This is a genomic window from Variovorax sp. PDC80, assembly GCF_900115375.1.
GTDB lineage: Bacteria > Pseudomonadota > Gammaproteobacteria > Burkholderiales > Burkholderiaceae_C > Variovorax.
This window is the reverse complement of sequence record NZ_FOWG01000008.1, coordinates 1-16,053: the sequence shown is the minus strand read 5'-3', so window position 1 is coordinate 16,053 and position 16,053 is coordinate 1. Positions and strand designations below refer to the sequence as shown.

Sequence of the window (16,053 nt, the reverse complement as noted above, 5' to 3'; positions counted from 1 at the left end):
CGCGCGACGGCGCATCCGCCGCTCAGGCGGGCAGTGCTTCCTCGCAGGCCAGCGCACTCACCCAGCGCGGCCCGATCTCCTCGCAGTAGTCGGCCACCACGGTGCGCGTGAGCCGCGCCACCGCCTGGACCGCGGGCGCCGTGCCTTCGGCATGCGCGAGGCTGATCGCCATCGGCGGCAGCGCGGGGCCGTCGCGCACCTCGAGCTCGCCGGCCGCCAGTTCCTGGCGCACGAACACCGGCGGGATCGCGGCCACGCCGAAGCCGCCCTTGGTCAGCTGGATGATCGACTGCACCGACGGAAAGCTGCACACGCGCGGCTCCGCGGCGCGCCCCGCGAACAGCGCCTTCACGTGCGCGCGCGGGCCCGAGGTGCGCGAGAAGGTCAGAAGCGGCACCCGCTCGAGGTCCTCGAGCCGCAAGGTGCGCGCATGCGGCAACAGCGTCGGGCGCGCCACCCAGCGCATCGGGAAGCTGCACAGCGGCAGCAGCACCGACTCGCCGCTGCGCGCGAGCTCGGAGACGTCGTCGTTCTGGATCAGCAGGTCGAACTTGCGCTGCCGGAACTGCTCGCGCAGGTTGTGCGCCGTGTCGACCGTGATGTCGGGCTCGACCGCGGGCAGCCGCGCGCTCAGCAGGTGGATCAGCGGCGTGAGCCAGGTGTGGACCACCGTCTCGATCACGCCGATGCGCACGCGCCCCGAGGGCGGCGCGTCGGGCTGCACCGAGCGCTTGAGCTGCTTCTCGAGCGCGAGGATCTGCTCGGCCTGCGCCACCACCTGCTCGCCGATGCGCGTGAGCCGCAGCGAGCGCTGCGAGCGGTCGACCAGCTGCACGCCGAGCTCTTCTTCCAGCGCCTCGATGCGTTTGGACACCGCGGCCTGGGTGGCGCAGAGCATCTGCGCCGTCTCTCGGAAGCTCTTGAGCCGGTCGAGCATGACCAGCGTTTCGAGGAAACGGGTGTTCATCTTCTGCCTCTCCCTGGTCCGAGCATCGTTGAACTTTTGTTATCGGGTTGTTTAACAAAAACTCGTTCGACTCGATCAATTGCTCATGTTTTCATCAACTTGTCGCACACGTAAGCGGTGCAACCCGCCCCCCGGCGGCAGCTTCGGTCTCTGACCGAACGCTGCAGGAGCCGTGCCAGCGGGTTGCTGTTTTGTTTTTCGTTGCTGTCAGGTACTGGATCAGGGAGAGATCGAATGAAGAAAGCGAAGGCAAGGCGCGCCAGGATCGGTGCCGCCCTGGGGATTTGCGCGCTCGCGGTCGCCGGCTGCGGAGGCGGAGGTGGGGGCGGCGGCGTCGACCCGGCCGTGCTGGCGGCGATTGCTGCCGCCGGTGGCACGCAGCCGCCCGCCCCGCCGGCACCACCGCCGCCCGCGCCGCCACCACCACCGGCCGTGCGCGCCAAGTGCGCGATGGACAGCGCCGTGGAGGCCTCCTACGAGGAGCGGCGCCTGCCCAACAAGATCGCCGCCAGCGATGCACTGAGCTATTCGCAGCAACTGCTGCGGGCCAGCGGATTCGATCGCTTCGGCCCCGACTTCGCCGCGAAGCTCTGCAGCGACGGGCTGGCGGGCGCCTCGAGCTACGACGAGGCGGTGGCGCTGCTGCACGCCGAGGGCCGCAAGCTCTGGCAGGCGGCGCTCGACCGCGTGCAGGGCCGGTCGGTCCAGGGCACGCTGGCCAAGAGCGATGACCGCATGCTCTATTGGGCACGGCTGACGATGACGCTCGCGCTGCGCCAGTGGAAGCCCGAGTTCGCGCTGACGGACGCGCAGCGCGCCGCGCTGCAGAACGAGTTCGAGCGTGCATCGCGCGGGCAGCTATCGATCGATTTTCCCGAAGGCGCGGGTCACAGGCGGATCCTGGTGAGCGGCTTCGATCCGTTCTCGCTCGGCGACCCGAGTTCGGATGCCGGGATCAAGTCCGGCGACATCGGACTGCTCAGAGGCAACCCCTCGGGCGCGACCATCCTCTCGCTCGATGGCCAGACCGTGGCGCTGGCCGACGGCACGACCGCGGTGATCCGCACCTTCATCCTGCCCGTCAACTACGGTCCGTTCCTCGCCGGCATGCAGGAGGACACGCTGGGGCCCTGGTTCAAGCCCGGCGGCAAGCGCGTCGATGCGTCGATCACCATGAGCCAGGGGCGCAACAGCTTCGACCTGGAGCACTACAACGGGCGCTATCACTTCTCCGCCGCCGGCAACGACAACCTGAGGCCTCCGTGCACCGGCCTTCCCTCGAACCAGGATTGCGAGATCAACCCGCCGGAACGCTGGTTGGGGTATTCGCCCACGCCATGGTCGAAGGATGCGCCGTCGCAGTTCACCGTCGCAAGCCTGCCGTTCCAGAGAATGATCGATGCGGCCACGGGCGACTGGAAAGTGGCTCGGAACGACGATTACGATGTCATCGAGTGCACCCTCGACGCTCTTTTTCCGCCCGAGGGAACGAAGCCGAATCCGCAAGAGCTGAACTGCGCGCTGCAGGGCGGGGGCGGCAACTACCTGTCCAACGCCAGCGCGTATCGCAACACCTTGCTGCGCGACGTCTTCCGGCTCGATATCCCGGCAGGCCACATCCACACGCCGACCCTGAAGATTCCTAGAGGCCTCACCGATCGGGAGTTCGAGACCGAGCGTGACAAGATCGTCGAGCAATCTCGCAACCTGGTCATCGAGGTGGCCCGGAGCCTGGCTTCGCCGCCTGCCCTGTGATTTCCCGGGAGAACGACCATGAAACTCATCGCAGCCTTCGCATTCGCGCTCGGCACCGCCCTGATCTGCGGTCCGGCGCTGTCCCAACCCACCGGCGGGTTCTATCTGTTCAAGCACAAGGACAACGGCAAGATCGTGTGCTTCCAGCAGGTCATCAACTCCGATTGGGACCGGCTGTCGGGCCCGTTCCGGGACGCCGAATGCAAGATCGAGCAGAAGCCCAAGCCCGCGCGCGGTGACCTGCCCGCCAATCCGCTCGACCTCGCGCCCAGGAAGTAGCGACGCCAGGGGGCGCTTGCGGTAACGTCGGTCCCATGAGCTCGCCGAAGACGCCCCGAACCTCTCCACCATCGCGCGTGCTGCTGACCGGCTTCGAGCCCTTCGGCGGCGAGGCCATCAATCCTTCATGGGAAGCGGTGCGCACGCTCGACGGCTGGAAGCATGCCGGCGCGGTGGTGCATGCGCGCCAGATGCCCTGCGTCTTCGGCGCGGCCATCGAGTCGCTGGCCGAGGCGATGGACGAACTCAAGCCGCGGCTGGTGCTGTGCATCGGCCAGGCGGGCGGCCGCGCCGAGGTCACGCCCGAGCGCGTGGCGATCAACGTCGACGACGGCCGCGTCGCCGACAACGCCGGGCAGCAGCCGGTCGACGTGCCGGTGGCGCCCGAGGGCCCCGCGGCCTATTTCTCGACGCTGCCGATCAAGGCCATGGTGCGCGACCTGCGCGCCGCGGGCGTGCCGGCCTCGGTGTCGAACACGGCCGGCACCTTCGTCTGCAACCACATCTTCTATGGCCTGATGCACCAGCTCGCGCAGCGCGCGCAGCCAGGCGTGCAGGGCGTACGCGGTGGCTTCATCCACATCCCCTACCTGCCCGAGCAGGCGGCGAACTTTCCGGGCGCGCCGAGCATGGCGCTCGCGACCCTGGTCGAGGCGCTGCGCATCGCGGTGCGCACCGCGCTCGAGGTCGAGCGCGACATCGCCGAAACCGGCGGCCTGCTGCACTGACCCCAACGCTCAGGCGGCGAAGAGTTTCGCCAGCCAGCCGTTGAGCGCGTCGTTGACCAGCGCCGGCTTCTCCATCGTCAGCATGTGGCCGCACTGCGGCACCCATGCCAATTCCGCCTGCGGCAGCAGCGCCGCCAGTTCGCGCGTGCATTCGGGCGGCGCGAGGCGGTCGTCGTCGCCGCACATCAGCAGCACGGGCGCGCGCAGCGACGCGAGGTGCGTGCGCGCATCGGGCCGGGCCATCACGGCGCGGTTCTGGCGCGTGAGCTGCTCGGCGCCAGCGCCCAGCACCATGTCGAGATAGCGCTGCACCAGCACCGGGTCGGCGGCCTGGGCCGGATGGAAGGCGAAGAACACGTTGGGCTCGATCACCTCGCGCAGCTCGCCGCGCGCGAAGTACTCGATCGCGCCTTCGCGCAGCGCGCGCATGTCGGGCGTCTCGGGCCGTGCGCTGGTGCCCAGCAGGGCCAGGCCCGCGATGCGGCCGGGCGCCTGGCGCGCGGCCTCCATCGCGACCATGCCGCCCATCGAGGCGCCGCACAGCACCAGCGGGCCGGGGTTCTCGGCCAGCACGGCCGCGGCCATGCCCTCGATGGTGGCGTGGCGCAGCTGGACGTCGCTCACGCGCGGCGAGAGCGAGGAGGGGAGGGCGGGGAGCTGGGCGTCCCACAGGCGCGCGTCGCACGCAAGGCCGGGAAGAAGTACGAGGGTGGCAGGCATGCCGGGATTCTGCGCGAGGAGGGCATCCCGGCGCATCGGCATAGGCTTCCTGGCCAGCAGCCAGACGCGCCGCGGCTCGACATACTCGCGCCGCCACCCCTTCTCCTTTCCCTTCGACTTCCATGAACCTGGTTCAACGCGTGCAGGACATCCTGCTCAAGCCCAAGGCCACCTGGGCCCTGATCGATGCCGAGCCCGAGGACGCCGCCTCGCTCTACAAGAACTACCTGATGATCCTCGCGCTGATCCCGGCCGTGGCCGGCTTCATCGGCCTGTCGGTGATCGGCATGGGCGCCTTCGGCGTCAGCTTCCGCGTGCCGGTGCTCGCGGGGCTGGTCAACATGGTGGTCGGCTACGTGCTGTCGCTCGTGGTGGTGTTCGTGATCGGCCTCATCGTCGATGCGCTCGCGCCCACCTTCGACGGCGTGCAGAGCCCGGTCGCCGCGCTCAAGCTCGCGGTCTATGCCTCCACTGCCTCGCTGGTCGGCAGCATCTTCAGCCTGCTGCCCTCGCTGTCGGTGCTGGGCGCGCTGTGCGGGCTCTACGGCATCTACCTGATCTACCTCGGCCTGCCGGTGCTGATGAAGTGTCCGGCCGACCGCGCGCTGCCCTACACCGCGGTGGTGGTGGTCTGCGCCATCGTCGGCGGCTTCACGATCGCGTGGGTGCTCTCGCTGCTCACGCCTTCGCCGGCGCTGCGACTGGGCGCACTGCCGCTGGCCTTGGCCTGAAAGCGCACCCTGCGCGGGTGCCGGTGGTGGGACAATGGCGGTCGATGCCCACGCCCAAACCCGACACCACCACCGACATCATCCTCATCCGCCACGGCGAGACCGCGTGGAACCGCGAACTGCGCTTCCAGGGCCACGCCGACGTGCCGCTCAACGACATGGGCCACGAGCAGGCGCGCCGCATCGGGCTGCGGCTGGCGCAGGAAACCGCGGTGCAGCACGTGATCAGCAGCGACCTGCTGCGGGCCCAGCAGACGGCGGCGCCCGGTGCCTCGCAGCTCTCGCTGCCGATCGCCACCACGGCCTCGCTGCGCGAGCAGTTCTTCGGCATCGTCGAGGGCATGCGCTCCGACGAGATCCAGGCCCTGCATCCGCGCGCCTGGGAAGAGTGGCTCGAGTTTCGCGAGGACCATGCCATGCCCGAGGGCGAGACGCCGCGCGAGTTCCATGCGCGCATCGTCGCGGCGCTCGGCACCATCGCCAGCGCGCATCGCGGGCAGCACCTGATCGTGGTCACGCACGGCGGCGTGCTCGACATGGTGTGGCGCACCGCGCACGGCCTGAGCCTCAGCGGTCCGCGCCGCAGCGAGATTCCCAACGCCGGCTTCAACCGCATCCGCATCGCCGATCCCGCTGCGCCCGAGGCGATCGAGATCGTCGAGTGGGCCGACACGCGGCACCTGGCCGACCTGCCGCCGCAGCCGACCTACGACCAGACGCGCCACCTCCAGCGCAAGGACTGAAGCGGCTCAGCCGCAGCTGCCGGCCTTCGGCGTGCGCAGCAGCGGCCTGCCCGCGCCGACGCCCGTCGGCTGGCCCTGGTCCACCGCGAGCTGGCCGTTCACCAGCACCGTGCGCACGCCCTCGGACAGCAGCGTCGGCTGCGTGTAGGTGGCACGCGCGGCGAAGCGCGCGGGATCGAACACCACCACGTCGGCGTAGTAGCCGGGCCGCAGATGGCCGCGTTGCACCAGCCCCAGCGTGTCGGCCGTGAGCGAGGAACTGCCGCGGACGAACTGCGCGAGCGAGATCGCGTGCTCCTTCACCACGTACTGCTCGTACTTGCGCGCGAAGGTGCCGTAGGCGCGCGGATGGCCCTGCGAGGAATCCGACGAGGTCATCACCCAGGGCCGCTTCATGAAGGCGCGCACGTCGTCGTCGCTCTGGTTGAACGAGGCGATCATCAGGTCGCCGTCGCGCAGCACCGCGATGGCGGCGTCGACCGGGTCGGCGTTCTGGTCCTTCGCGACCTGCGCGAGCGTCTTGCCCACGTACTTCGTGCTGCCGGCCGAGAACAGGATCGCGTCGGGCCCGCCACGCAGCCGCAGGTTCTCGCGCATGCCGCCGCGCAGCCGCTCCTGCACCGCGGCATCGTCGAAGCGCTGCAGCAGCGCGGCGCGGCCGCCATCGATGGCCCAAGGCGGGATCAGCGCGGCCGAGAAGCGGGTGCTCGAGGCGGTCCACGGGTAGTGGTCGGCCGTGATGTCCAGGCCCTTGGCGCGCTCGCGTTCGATGCGCTCGATGATGTCGCCGCTCTGGCCCTGCACGTCGACACCGAGCGCCTTGATGTGCGCCACGTGCACCGGCAGCTTCGCCTCGTGGCCGATGCGGATCACCTCGTCGATCGAGCCCTTGAGCCCGATGTTGTACATGGACTCGTCGCGGATGTGGCTGTCGTAGAGCCCGCCGTGGCGCGCCGCCACCTTCGCGAGCGCGATCACCTCCTCGGTCTTCGAGAAATTCTGCGGCGGATAGAACAGCCCGGTCGACAGGCCCAGCGCGCCCTCGCACATGGCCTGGCTCACGTGGCGGCCCATGGCCTCGAGCTGCTCGGGCGTGGGCTGGCGGTTGGCCTCGCCGAGCTGGCTGGTGCGCACCGGCCCGAAGCCGACGTACATCGCGACGTTGGTGCCCACCGGCACGGCGCGCAGCCGCTGCGCCTGGGCGGCGATGTCCCAGCCGCCGAAGCCGTCGTTGCCGATCACGGCGGTGGTCACGCCCTGGGTCAGGAACGGGATGTTGAGGCGCTTGCGCGCGTCGTTCGAATGCAGGTCGGTGTCGGCATGCGTGTGGGCGTCGATGAAGCCCGGCGCCACCACCATGCCGGTGGCGTCGATGGTGCGCTTCGCCTTGAACTGCGCGGGCATCGCGCGGCCCGCGAACACGATGCGGTCGCCCGCGATGCCGACGTCGCCGACCACGGGCCGGTCGTCGTCGCCGGTGTAGACGGTGCCGCCGCGCAGCAGCAGGTCGAGTTCGACCGGTGCGTCGGCCGGCTGGGCGTGAAGCGAGGGTGCGAGGAAGGCGAGCGCGGCCAGGGCAATGAGCGTGGTCTGCATGGGGCGATGTGGGCACGGGTGGAAACGCCGGCCAGTGTGGAGTCGCCTCGCGCGTGCCGCCAATTCCTTTTGCGGCACGCCCCATGTCCTGAACTCATGAGCGCGCGGCGATCTCCGGCAGGCCCAGTTGGCGGTAGACCTCGGCCGCCTGCCGGCGCAGCCGCAGCGATTCGGGCTGGGCGTTGACCTGCTGCTGCAGGATGCCCTGCGCGCCGGTCAGCGTGGCCTCGGTGCCGCTGCGCACCAGCGCGTCGAGGTAGACCTGCTCGAACAGGTCGCGCTGTGCATGGCTGCCGCCGATCTCGATCATGCGCGGCAGCGCGGTGCCGAGCCCGTCGATCGCCGCGGCCAGGTCGCCGCGCGCATGGGCGCGCAGGCCGTGCGCGGCCGGCACGCACACGCGCTGCCAGGCCGCGCGCGTCGAGGCCGGCGCATGCGGCGCGAAGGCCTCGATGTTGGCCAGCAGCGTGTCGGCCTCGGGCCGGCCCGCGCGCGCCAGGCCGTAGAGGTACTGCAGGTCGAGAAAGGGCAGCACGTGGTCGGCCTGGCGCTGCAGCAGGTGCTTTGCCACGTCGTCCCAGCGATCGCCGACGTCGACGCCCGCGAGCTCGAGCCGCGCGAGCAGCGAGACGGCGCCGATCTGGTCCTGCGAATATTCCTTGACCACGCCCCAGGCATGGCGGTCGTAGACCGCGAGCGCCTCGTCGCCGCGGCCCAGGTCGATGAGGAACAGCGCCACGTGCCACCAGTTGTGCGTGACCATGAAGGAGTTGAGGCCGACCCAGGTGTCGCTCACGCTCTCCATGAAGGCCAGGCCCTCGGCGAGCCGGCCTTCGGTGAGCATCACGTGCGCGAGCGCATGGTGGGCCCAGGGCTCCTTGCGGCACAGGGCGATCGCGCGACGCGCGCTGGCCTCGGCCTCGCGCATCAGGTGGCATTGCTCGTAGCCGAAGGCGGCCATGCCGTGCACGTAGGGCACCTCGGCCGCATGCGGCAGCACCGCGAGCGCGAGCCGCAGCATGCCGGGGCAGTCGCCGGTGTTGAAGCAGTGGTACTGGCCGAGCTTGAGCGACACCAGGTCGCGCGGATGCTCGCGCGCCTGTTCGGCATGCAGCGCGATGGCGCGCGCGATGTCGCCGTCGGCCCAGGCCTCGATGGCGGCGATGTAGCGCTGCTCGCGCGGCGTGGCGCGCGCGGCCTGCTGGCGTGCCTTGTCGAGGAAGGGGCGTGCATTGGCCACGGCCTCGCGCGATTCGGCGAACAGGTGCAGCGTGGCGCCGTAGGCCTGCACGATGGGGCTCGCGTCGTGTTCGGTGGCGGTGAGCAGGTTGACGGCGCGGGCCTCGCTCGAGATGAAGCCCATGACGAAGTCGTCGACCAGCGGCAGGCTGGCGGCATCGTCGAGCGTGAGGGGGTTGCCGAGGCTGTCGGCGTGGCGGACGGTGTTCGACGTGGGGCTGGCGGAGGGCATGGCGCATCGTGCCATGCCCCCGCGGCGGCTTCAACGCGCCGTCTTCAGACGCCGGCCTGTTGATGCCGGTACTCCTGGGTCTTGCCGCCGTAGCCGTAGGCCGCGCCGCGCGCGTCGATCACGTGGATGTACGAGACCTCGTGCAGGCTGGGCCGCAGCCTGGCCATGGCCGCATGGACCTCGCGCAGGTAGCGCGCCTTCTCGGCCTTGGTGTTGGTCTCGTCGGTGATGCTGATGTCGAGGTGGAAGGCCGACTTTCCGAGCGCGGCCAGCGACTGGCCGCCAATGAACCAGGTCTCGGCGGCGATGTACTGCACGGTGATGGCGATCACCGGCAACTGCTTGCCGAGCACGCTCTGGGTGAGCTCGGCGACGGCGTCGACGGTCTGGCGCGTGAGGTCGGCATCGGGTTGGCCGGAGAGGTGGACGACGATGTGGGGCATGGCGGACTCCTTGATGGATGGGTGGTCGATGGGGTGATTGTGGGCAGCACCTCGTCATCGGAAAAGCGGGAAGATATGATAGAAACCATCGGAATATCGGATGGATGAGCCATGCAGGGATTCGATCTGGAACAGCTGCGCACGCTGGTGGCGGTGGTCGACGCGGGCAGCCTCACGGCTGCGGCGCCGCGGGTCTTCCTCTCGCAGTCCTCGGTCAGCGAGCAGATGCGCAAGCTCGAGGAGCGCGCGGGCCAGTCGCTGCTGACGCGCAGCAAGGCCGGGGTGTCGCCGACCGAGGCCGGCGCGCGGCTGCTGGTGCATGCGCGGCGCATCCTGGCGCTCAGCGACGAGGCCTTCCGCGACCTGCATGGCGAGACGCTGGCGGGCGAGCTGCGGCTCGCGGTCACCGACTACTTCCGTCCGGGCGACCTGACGCAGCTGCTGGCACGGCTCGCGCAGGGCCATCCGCGCGTGCGGCTGCACGTGAGCATCCTCAAGAGCGACGAGCTGCGCGCGGCCTACGCGCGCGGCGATTTCGACGTGGCGCTGGCGATGCACATCGCGGGCGTGTCGACGCCGCCGCCGGGCAGCCCGGCGGTGCTGCGGCGCGAGTCGCTGGCCTGGCTGGGCGCGGCCGGGATGCGGGTGGTGCGCGGCGAGCCGGTGCGGCTGCTGGTGCTGCCCGACACCTGCTCGCTGCATCAGTTCACTGTGGCGTTGCTGCGGCGCCGGCATGTGCCCTATGTGCTCGCGCACGTGGCCTCGGGGGTGGCGGGGCTGCAGTCGGCATTGGCGGCGGGGCTCGGGGTGGCCTGCCTCAACGACTCGGCGATCGGCGAGGGGGTGGCGCGGCTCGCGGCGCCGCATGGGTTGCCGGCGTTGCCGCGCGTGGCTTTCCAGTTCCTGCCGGGGCGCAGGGGGGAGACGGAATTCGTGGCTCGGGCGCGGGAGATGCTGGCTGTGCAGCTGGGGTGAGTTCTTTGTTGGCGTCGGGGGCGCGTGCACGGGACGCCGGGTACTCCCCTCCGCGAATGTCCCCCGGCCTTCGGCCTCCTCCTTGATTTCGCTGCGGGGAGTACCCGACGCCCCGTGCACGAGGGGCGTTGCGTTGCGCGGCGGGTGCTACCGCCGCGCTCGGATGAGGCTCGTTCCTTAACCCCAGGACAGGGCCGACAGGTCGTTCACGAAGATCGGGTTTTCCTTCCAGATGCCCTTGACGTTCTTCTTCGCCACGGTCGGGAACTGCGGCTGGTAGAGGAAGCCGTTGGCCGCGTCGGTGGCCAGCATCTTCTGCGCGTCGCCCAGCAGCTTGTTGCGCTCGGCGGTGTTGGCGGTGGTCTTGATCTTGTCGAACAGCGTGTCGAAGGCCTTCGACTGGTAGCCCCAGTAGTAGTCCGACTTGGCGTAGTTGCCGAGGTCGAAGGGCTCGACGTGCGAGACGATCGACAGGTCGTAGTCCTTGTTGCCGTAGGTGCCGCTGAGCCATTGCGCCCACTCGACGTTCTGCACCTTCGCCACGATGCCGATCTTGGCGAGCTGGGCCACGATCACCTCGCCGCCCTGGCGCGCGTACGGCGGCGGGGGCAGGGTCAGCTTGAGCTCGAGCGGCGTCTTCACGCCGGCCTCGGCCAGCAGCTTCTTGGCCTTCTCGATGTCGAAGGGGTTGATGCCGGTGGTGTCGACAAAGCCGGCCGCGCCGGGCACGTAGTGGCTGCCGATCGGCACGCCGAAGCCGTCGGCCGCGCCCTCGATGACGGCCTTGCGGTCGATGGCCGCGAGGATCGCGCGGCGCACGCGCACGTCGTCGAGCGGCTTCTTGCGGTTGTTGATCGACAGGATGGTCTTGGCGCGCGAGCCGGCCAGGATGGTCTGGAACTGCCCGTTGGCCTTGAACTGCGGCACCACGCGCGTGCCGATGCGCGGGAACATGTCGACGTCGCCCGAGAGCATGGCCGCGGCCTGGGCCGCGGTGTCGGAGATGAAGCGGAAGGTCGCCTTGTTGATCTTCGCGTTGCCGGGGTTGCGGAAGCCGTCCCACTTGCTCAGCGTGATCGAGGAGCCCTTGACCCAGTTGTCGAGCTTGTAGGGGCCGGTGCCCACCGGCTTGGTGGCGTTGCCGTCGGCGCTCTTGGGCTCGACGATCACCGCGGTGGCCTGGCCCAGCACGAAGGGCAGGTCGGGGTCGATCTCCTTGTTGATCACGACCACCGTGTAGTCGTCGGTCGCCTGCGTGCTGAGGTTGGCGAAGGTGCGCTTGTCCTTGTTCGTGCTCTTGTCCGAACCGGCGCGGTCGAACGAGAACTTGACCGTGGCGGCGTTGAAGGGCTCGCCGTTCTGGAACTTCACGCCGCGGCGCAGCTTGAAGGTGTAGGTCTTGAGGTCGGGCGAGACTTCCCAGCTCTCGGCCAAGAGCGGCGTGACGCTGCCGTCGGCATTGATCTTGGTCAGCGTCTCGAGGATGTTGTACTGCACCACCTCGGCGATCGCGGCCGCGGCGCCCGCAGTCGGATCGAGGCCCGGCGGCTCGAGCGCCATGCCGATCACGATGGCGTCCTTCCGTCCCTGGGCCAGGCCGGCCAGCGGTGTGGCCAGGGCCACGGTGGCGCCAGCGGTGGTGAGGAGGGTGCGACGGTTCAACATACGTGGTGATCTCCGGAAAAACGTCTGGAAAGGCAAAGGGCTGCCTCGGAAGGGCGAGGGGACGGCGCGCCCCGAATCAAGGCGCGGGCCGCGAGAGACCCTCGGCGCAGCAGGAAAGATGCCACGCCGTGCAGCCAAAAGCATTCTCGCGCAGCGCGCTCGCCGCCGATGCCGCGGCGCGGCGCTTTTTCCTCGGGAGGTTCCCGGATGCGCGGCGCCGCGAAAGGTCAGCGGCCACTCACGCCCAGGACATCGCGGCGATGTCGTTGGCGAAGATCGGCGCGTCCTTCCACAGGCCGCGCAGCCCGCGCGCGGCGATGGTGATGAGCTGCGGCTGGTAGAGGAACACGTTGGCCGAGTCCTCGGCCAGGATGCGCTGCGCCTCGCCCAGCAGGCGCAGGCGGTCGGCCTCGCGCGGTGCGTTGCGCGACTTCTCGAACACCTCGTTGAACTTCGCCGACTGGTAGCCCCAGTAGTAGTCGGGGCGCGTGTAGTTCACGAGGTCGAAGGGCTCGACATGCAGGATCACCGACAGGTCGTAGTTCTTGTTGCCGTAGGTGCCGCTGATCCACTGCGCCCACTCCACGTTCTGGATCTTCGCGACGATGCCGACCTGCGCGAGCTGCGCGGCGATCAGCTCGCCGCCCTGGCGCGCGTAGGGCGGGGGCGGCAGCACCAGGTCGAGCTGCAGCGGCAGCTTCACGCCGGCCTCGGCCAGCAGGCGCTTGGCCTTCGCGGGGTCGAAGGGGTTGATGCCGGTGGTGTCGACATAGCCCGGTGCGGTCGGCACGTAGTGGCTGCCGATCGGGATGCCGCGGCCGTCGACGGCCGCGTCGATCACCGCCTTGCGGTCGATCGCGGCCGCGATCGCGCGGCGCACGCGCACGTCGTCGAGCGGCTTGCGCCTGTTGTTGATCGCGAGGATCGACTTGCCGCGCGAGGCGTTGAAGAGGATCTGGAAGCGCTTGTCGTTCTGGAACTGAGAGAGGCTGCGCGAGACCGAGGCATGCGGGAACAGGTCGATGTCGTTCGACAGCAGCGCGGTGGTCTGCGCGGCCGGTTCCGAGACGAAGCGGAAGCTCGCGCGGCGGATCTGCACCGCGTCGGCATGGCGGTAGCCGTCCCACTTCGTGAGCACGATCGACGAGCCCTTGGCCCAGTTCTCGAGCCGGTAGGGACCGGTGCCCACGGGCTTGGTGGCATTACCCTCGGCCGACTTGGGCTCGACCACGATCGCCGAGGCCTGGCCGAGCTGGAACAGCAGGTCGGGCTCGATCTCCTTGGCGATCAGCACCACCGTGTTCGCATCGAGCGCCTGGGTCGTGAAGTTGGCGAAGAAGCGCTTGTCCTTGTTGGTGCTGTTGGCGGCCGAGGCGCGGTCGAACGAGAACTTGACCGTGTTCGCGTCGAAGGTCTCGCCGTTCTGGAACTTGACGCCGCGCCTGAGCTTGAAGGTGTAGGTGCGCAGGTCGGGCGAGACCTCCCAGCTCTCGGCCAGGAGCGGCGTGACGCTGCCGTCGGAGTTGATTTTGGTCAGCGTCTCGAAGACGTTGTAGAGCACCACCTCGGCGATCTCGGCGCCGGCCTTGGCCGTGGGATCGAGGCCCGTGGGTTCGAGCGTGAGGCCGAGCACCAGCGTGTCCTTGCGGCGTGCCTGCGCGAGGGCGCCGGCCGGCAGCACGAGGGGCGCGAGCGCGGCGGCGCCGGTGGCGAGGAGGGTGCGTCTGTGAAGCATGGGCGGGCGGTCCTTTGAGCGGTGGCGGGGGCATGCGCCCTCCGGGCGCGCCGCATCATCCGCGAGGAGAGGCCCGGTGCGCAACCAGATGCTTATGCCCTGGTTGCATGACGGGCGCGCTCAGTGCCCCGGTGCCTGCAGCACCGCGCCGAGCAGCGTGCGCGTGTAGGGGTGCTGGGCGTTGGCGAAGAGCTCCTGCGGCGTCCCGCGCTCGACGATCTGCCCCTTGAAGACCACGCAGACTTCGTCGCACAGGTGGTTGACGACGGCGAGGTCATGGCTGATGAGCAGGTAGCTGATGCCGAACTGCTGCTGCAGGTCCTGCATGAGGTTGAGCACCTGGGCCTGCACGGAGACGTCCAGGGCGCTCACGGGCTCGTCGGCGACGATGAGCTTGGGGCGGGTGATGAGGGCGCGCGCGATCGCGATGCGCTGGCGCTGGCCGCCCGAGAACTCGTGCGGGTACTTGTCGAGGTCGGTGGGGCGCAGGCCCACGGCCGCGAGGGATTCGGCGGCGCGCTCGCGTTGTTCCTTCCTCGAGACCTGGGCCAGCGCTTCGAGCGGCTCGGCCACGATGCGCGCGACCGTCTGGCGCGGGTCGAGGGATCCGTAGGGGTCCTGGAACACCATCTGGAAGTCGCGTCGGGCGGTGCGAAGTTCGTCTCTTGAGAGGGCATGCAGCTCGCGCCCTTCGAGCTTCACGCTGCCCGAGGTGGGCTTGTCGAGCGCCATGACGAGTCGAGCGATGGTCGACTTGCCCGAACCCGATTCCCCGACGATCCCCACGCTGCGCCCAGCCTGCACCTCGAAGCTCACGCCATTGAGGGCCTTGACGGTGGGCGGCGGGCCCAGCAGCTTCTCGCGCGGCAGCGCGTAGTGGCGAACCAGGTCGGTGACCTGCAGCAGCGGTGTCTTCGTTTGCGTCATGCCGCGGCCTCCGCTTCGATCTCTGCAATCTCTCCAAGCCGGATGCATCGCACCGCATGGTCGTCAGGCAGCATCACCGCAGGCGGGCGCGTCGACTGGCAGGCATCGACCGTGTAGCTGCAGCGCCCCGCGAACGGACAGCCCGCGGGCAGGTCCACCAGCTCGGGCACGCTGCCCCGAATCGTCGCCAGTCGCTGCCCCTTCGGCGCCCCGATCACCGGCCGCGCCGCGAACAGCCCCTTGGTGTACGGATGCGCGCGGTTCGCGAAGAGCGCGCGCGTGGGCCCGCTCTCCACCACGCTGCCGCCATACATCACGAGCATGCGCTGCACGCTGTTGGCGATCACGCCCAGGTCGTGCGAGATCAGGATCAGCGCCATGCCCATCTCGGCCACCAGGTTCTGGATCAGGTCGAGCACCTGCTTCTGGATCGTCACGTCCAGTGCGGTGGTGGGCTCGTCGGCGATCAGCAGGTCGGGCCCGCAGGCCAGCGCCATGGCGATGCCGATGCGCTGCCTCTGGCCGCCCGAGAACTGGTGCGGATAGGCATCCAGGCGCGAGGCCGCGTCGGGAATGCCCACGCGCTGCAGCAGGTTCAGCGCCTCGGCGCGGGCCTGCTTGGCGGTGAGGCCTCGGTGCAGCCGCAGCGGCTCGCCGACCTGGCGCGCGATGGTGTGGACCGGGTTCAGGGCCGTCATCGGCTCCTGGAAGATCATGCCGATGCGGTTGCCGCGGATCTGGCACATGGCCGACTCGGGCTGCCCGATGAGTTCCTGGCCGTCCAGGCGGATGCTGCCGGTGACCTTGGCGGTGGCCGGCAGCAGGCCCATGAGGGACATGACCGTGATGGACTTGCCGCAGCCCGACTCGCCCACGATGCCGAGGGTCTGGCCGCGTTCGAGCGAGAAGGAGACGCCGCGCACGGCCTGGGCGGGGCCGCGCTGGGTCTGCAGGCCGATGTGGAGGTTGTCGACTTCAAGGAGGGGCATGGGGTTGGCCACGGTGCTGGTGGTTGCCATGTCGCTCACCTCGCGCGCGCCAGGCGCGGATCGAGCAGGTCGCGCAGGCCGTCGCCCAAGAGGTTCAGGCCCAGCACCGCCAGCGCGATGGCCATGCCCGGGAAGACAGCCAGCAGGGGCTGCTGGAACATCAGGGTCTGCGCCTCGCTGAGCATGCGGCCCCAGGAGGGCTGCGGCGGCTGGGTGCCCAGGCCGAGGTAGGAGAGGGCGGCCTCGGCCAGGATCGCGATGGCGAAGCGGATGGTGATCTGCACGATCAGCACCGCCGAGATGTTGGGCAGCACGTGCTGCATGGTGAT

At 69.6% G+C, this 16,053-nt stretch carries 16 protein-coding genes; 6 read left to right on the top strand and 10 right to left on the bottom strand.

Features of this window, described 5'->3' with window-relative positions:
- Positions 1-22: 22 nt before the first annotated feature.
- Positions 23-967, bottom strand: a complete 945-nt coding sequence (locus BM109_RS22385) for a LysR family transcriptional regulator (RefSeq protein WP_093347381.1) — start codon at positions 965-967, stop codon at positions 23-25.
- Positions 968-1,201: 234 nt separating this feature from the next.
- On the opposite strand from BM109_RS22385, the gene BM109_RS22380 reads away from it, so the two are divergent.
- The 3 genes from BM109_RS22380 to pcp are packed head-to-tail and all read left to right on the top strand — an operon-like array spanning position 1,202 to position 3,729.
- Positions 1,202-2,722 carry a hypothetical protein gene (locus BM109_RS22380; protein ID WP_256222714.1) on the top strand — a complete coding sequence of 507 codons (1,521 nt, stop codon included), beginning with the start codon at positions 1,202-1,204 and terminating at the stop codon, positions 2,720-2,722.
- Positions 2,723-2,740: 18 nt separating this feature from the next.
- Positions 2,741-3,001, top strand: coding sequence for a hypothetical protein (locus BM109_RS22375; RefSeq protein ID WP_093347376.1), 261 nt, complete (start codon positions 2,741-2,743; stop codon positions 2,999-3,001).
- 35 nt (positions 3,002-3,036) lie between these two features.
- Positions 3,037-3,729, top strand: a complete 693-nt coding sequence (pcp, locus tag BM109_RS22370; protein WP_093347373.1) for a pyroglutamyl-peptidase I — start codon at positions 3,037-3,039, stop codon at positions 3,727-3,729.
- A 9-nt stretch (positions 3,730-3,738) separates the two neighbouring features.
- On the opposite strand, the gene BM109_RS22365 is transcribed toward pcp, so the two are convergent.
- Complete coding sequence (locus BM109_RS22365) at positions 3,739-4,449, bottom strand: alpha/beta fold hydrolase (RefSeq protein ID WP_093347371.1); 711 nt, start codon at positions 4,447-4,449, stop codon at positions 3,739-3,741.
- 122 nt (positions 4,450-4,571) lie between these two features.
- Between BM109_RS22365 and BM109_RS22360 the strand changes: the two genes are divergently transcribed.
- Positions 4,572-5,180, top strand: a complete 609-nt coding sequence (locus BM109_RS22360) for a Yip1 family protein (protein WP_093347369.1) — start codon at positions 4,572-4,574, stop codon at positions 5,178-5,180.
- Positions 5,181-5,224: 44 nt separating this feature from the next.
- Positions 5,225-5,923, top strand: coding sequence for a histidine phosphatase family protein (locus tag BM109_RS22355; protein ID WP_093347366.1), 699 nt, complete (start codon positions 5,225-5,227; stop codon positions 5,921-5,923).
- 6 nt (positions 5,924-5,929) lie between these two features.
- Here BM109_RS22355 and BM109_RS22350 read toward each other — a convergent pair whose 3' ends face one another.
- The 3 genes from BM109_RS22350 to BM109_RS22340 form a co-directional block, all read right to left on the bottom strand.
- Entirely contained in the window at positions 5,930-7,519 is a 1,590-nt protein-coding gene (locus BM109_RS22350) for an N-acyl-D-amino-acid deacylase family protein (protein WP_093347364.1), read from the bottom strand.
- Positions 7,520-7,613: 94 nt separating this feature from the next.
- Positions 7,614-8,990 carry a tetratricopeptide repeat protein gene (locus tag BM109_RS22345; RefSeq protein WP_093347362.1) on the bottom strand — a complete coding sequence of 459 codons (1,377 nt, stop codon included), beginning with the start codon at positions 8,988-8,990 and terminating at the stop codon, positions 7,614-7,616.
- A 44-nt stretch (positions 8,991-9,034) separates the two neighbouring features.
- Complete coding sequence (locus BM109_RS22340; protein WP_093347330.1) at positions 9,035-9,433, bottom strand: tautomerase family protein; 399 nt, start codon at positions 9,431-9,433, stop codon at positions 9,035-9,037.
- 111 nt (positions 9,434-9,544) lie between these two features.
- Here BM109_RS22340 and BM109_RS22335 point away from each other — a divergent pair, with 111 nt between their 5' ends.
- Positions 9,545-10,408 carry a LysR substrate-binding domain-containing protein gene (locus BM109_RS22335; RefSeq protein WP_093347327.1) on the top strand — a complete coding sequence of 288 codons (864 nt, stop codon included), beginning with the start codon at positions 9,545-9,547 and terminating at the stop codon, positions 10,406-10,408.
- 177 nt (positions 10,409-10,585) lie between these two features.
- Here BM109_RS22335 and BM109_RS22330 read toward each other — a convergent pair whose 3' ends face one another.
- From BM109_RS22330 to BM109_RS22310, 5 genes are all read right to left on the bottom strand, one after another.
- Positions 10,586-12,073 (bottom strand): ABC transporter substrate-binding protein, encoded by a 1,488-nt coding sequence (locus BM109_RS22330; protein WP_093347324.1) that lies wholly within the window; start codon positions 12,071-12,073, stop codon positions 10,586-10,588.
- A gap of 238 nt (positions 12,074-12,311) precedes the next feature.
- A complete protein-coding gene (locus tag BM109_RS22325; RefSeq protein ID WP_093347322.1) occupies positions 12,312-13,808 on the bottom strand; it encodes an ABC transporter substrate-binding protein in 1,497 nt (498 codons plus the stop codon).
- 120 nt (positions 13,809-13,928) lie between these two features.
- Positions 13,929-14,735 (bottom strand): ATP-binding cassette domain-containing protein, encoded by an 807-nt coding sequence (locus BM109_RS22320; protein WP_093347319.1) that lies wholly within the window; start codon positions 14,733-14,735, stop codon positions 13,929-13,931.
- The gene (locus tag BM109_RS22315) at positions 14,732-15,724 is read right to left on the bottom strand and encodes an ABC transporter ATP-binding protein (RefSeq protein WP_093348331.1); all 993 of its coding nucleotides are present in this window, start codon (positions 15,722-15,724) and stop codon (positions 14,732-14,734) included. Before BM109_RS22315 ends, BM109_RS22320 begins: the two co-directional genes overlap by 4 nt.
- 35 nt (positions 15,725-15,759) lie before the next feature.
- Positions 15,760-16,053, bottom strand: a 294-nt coding sequence (locus BM109_RS22310) for an ABC transporter permease subunit (RefSeq protein WP_143129248.1), incomplete at its 5' end; no start/stop codon positions are given.

Coding starts and splice junctions, on each gene's coding strand:
- BM109_RS22385 (WP_093347381.1), bottom strand. CDS start 967: ATGAACACCCGTTTCCTCGAAACGCTGGTCATGCTCGACCGGCTCAAG.
- BM109_RS22380 (WP_256222714.1), top strand. CDS start 1,202: ATGAAGAAAGCGAAGGCAAGGCGCGCCAGGATCGGTGCCGCCCTGGGG.
- BM109_RS22375 (WP_093347376.1), top strand. CDS start 2,741: ATGAAACTCATCGCAGCCTTCGCATTCGCGCTCGGCACCGCCCTGATC.
- pcp (WP_093347373.1), top strand. CDS start 3,037: ATGAGCTCGCCGAAGACGCCCCGAACCTCTCCACCATCGCGCGTGCTG.
- BM109_RS22365 (WP_093347371.1), bottom strand. CDS start 4,449: ATGCCTGCCACCCTCGTACTTCTTCCCGGCCTTGCGTGCGACGCGCGC.
- BM109_RS22360 (WP_093347369.1), top strand. CDS start 4,572: ATGAACCTGGTTCAACGCGTGCAGGACATCCTGCTCAAGCCCAAGGCC.
- BM109_RS22355 (WP_093347366.1), top strand. CDS start 5,225: ATGCCCACGCCCAAACCCGACACCACCACCGACATCATCCTCATCCGC.
- BM109_RS22350 (WP_093347364.1), bottom strand. CDS start 7,519: ATGCAGACCACGCTCATTGCCCTGGCCGCGCTCGCCTTCCTCGCACCC.
- BM109_RS22345 (WP_093347362.1), bottom strand. CDS start 8,990: ATGCCCTCCGCCAGCCCCACGTCGAACACCGTCCGCCACGCCGACAGC.
- BM109_RS22340 (WP_093347330.1), bottom strand. CDS start 9,433: ATGCCCCACATCGTCGTCCACCTCTCCGGCCAACCCGATGCCGACCTC.
- BM109_RS22335 (WP_093347327.1), top strand. CDS start 9,545: ATGCAGGGATTCGATCTGGAACAGCTGCGCACGCTGGTGGCGGTGGTC.
- BM109_RS22330 (WP_093347324.1), bottom strand. CDS start 12,073: ATGTTGAACCGTCGCACCCTCCTCACCACCGCTGGCGCCACCGTGGCC.
- BM109_RS22325 (WP_093347322.1), bottom strand. CDS start 13,808: ATGCTTCACAGACGCACCCTCCTCGCCACCGGCGCCGCCGCGCTCGCG.
- BM109_RS22320 (WP_093347319.1), bottom strand. CDS start 14,735: ATGACGCAAACGAAGACACCGCTGCTGCAGGTCACCGACCTGGTTCGC.
- BM109_RS22315 (WP_093348331.1), bottom strand. CDS start 15,724: ATGCCCCTCCTTGAAGTCGACAACCTCCACATCGGCCTGCAGACCCAG.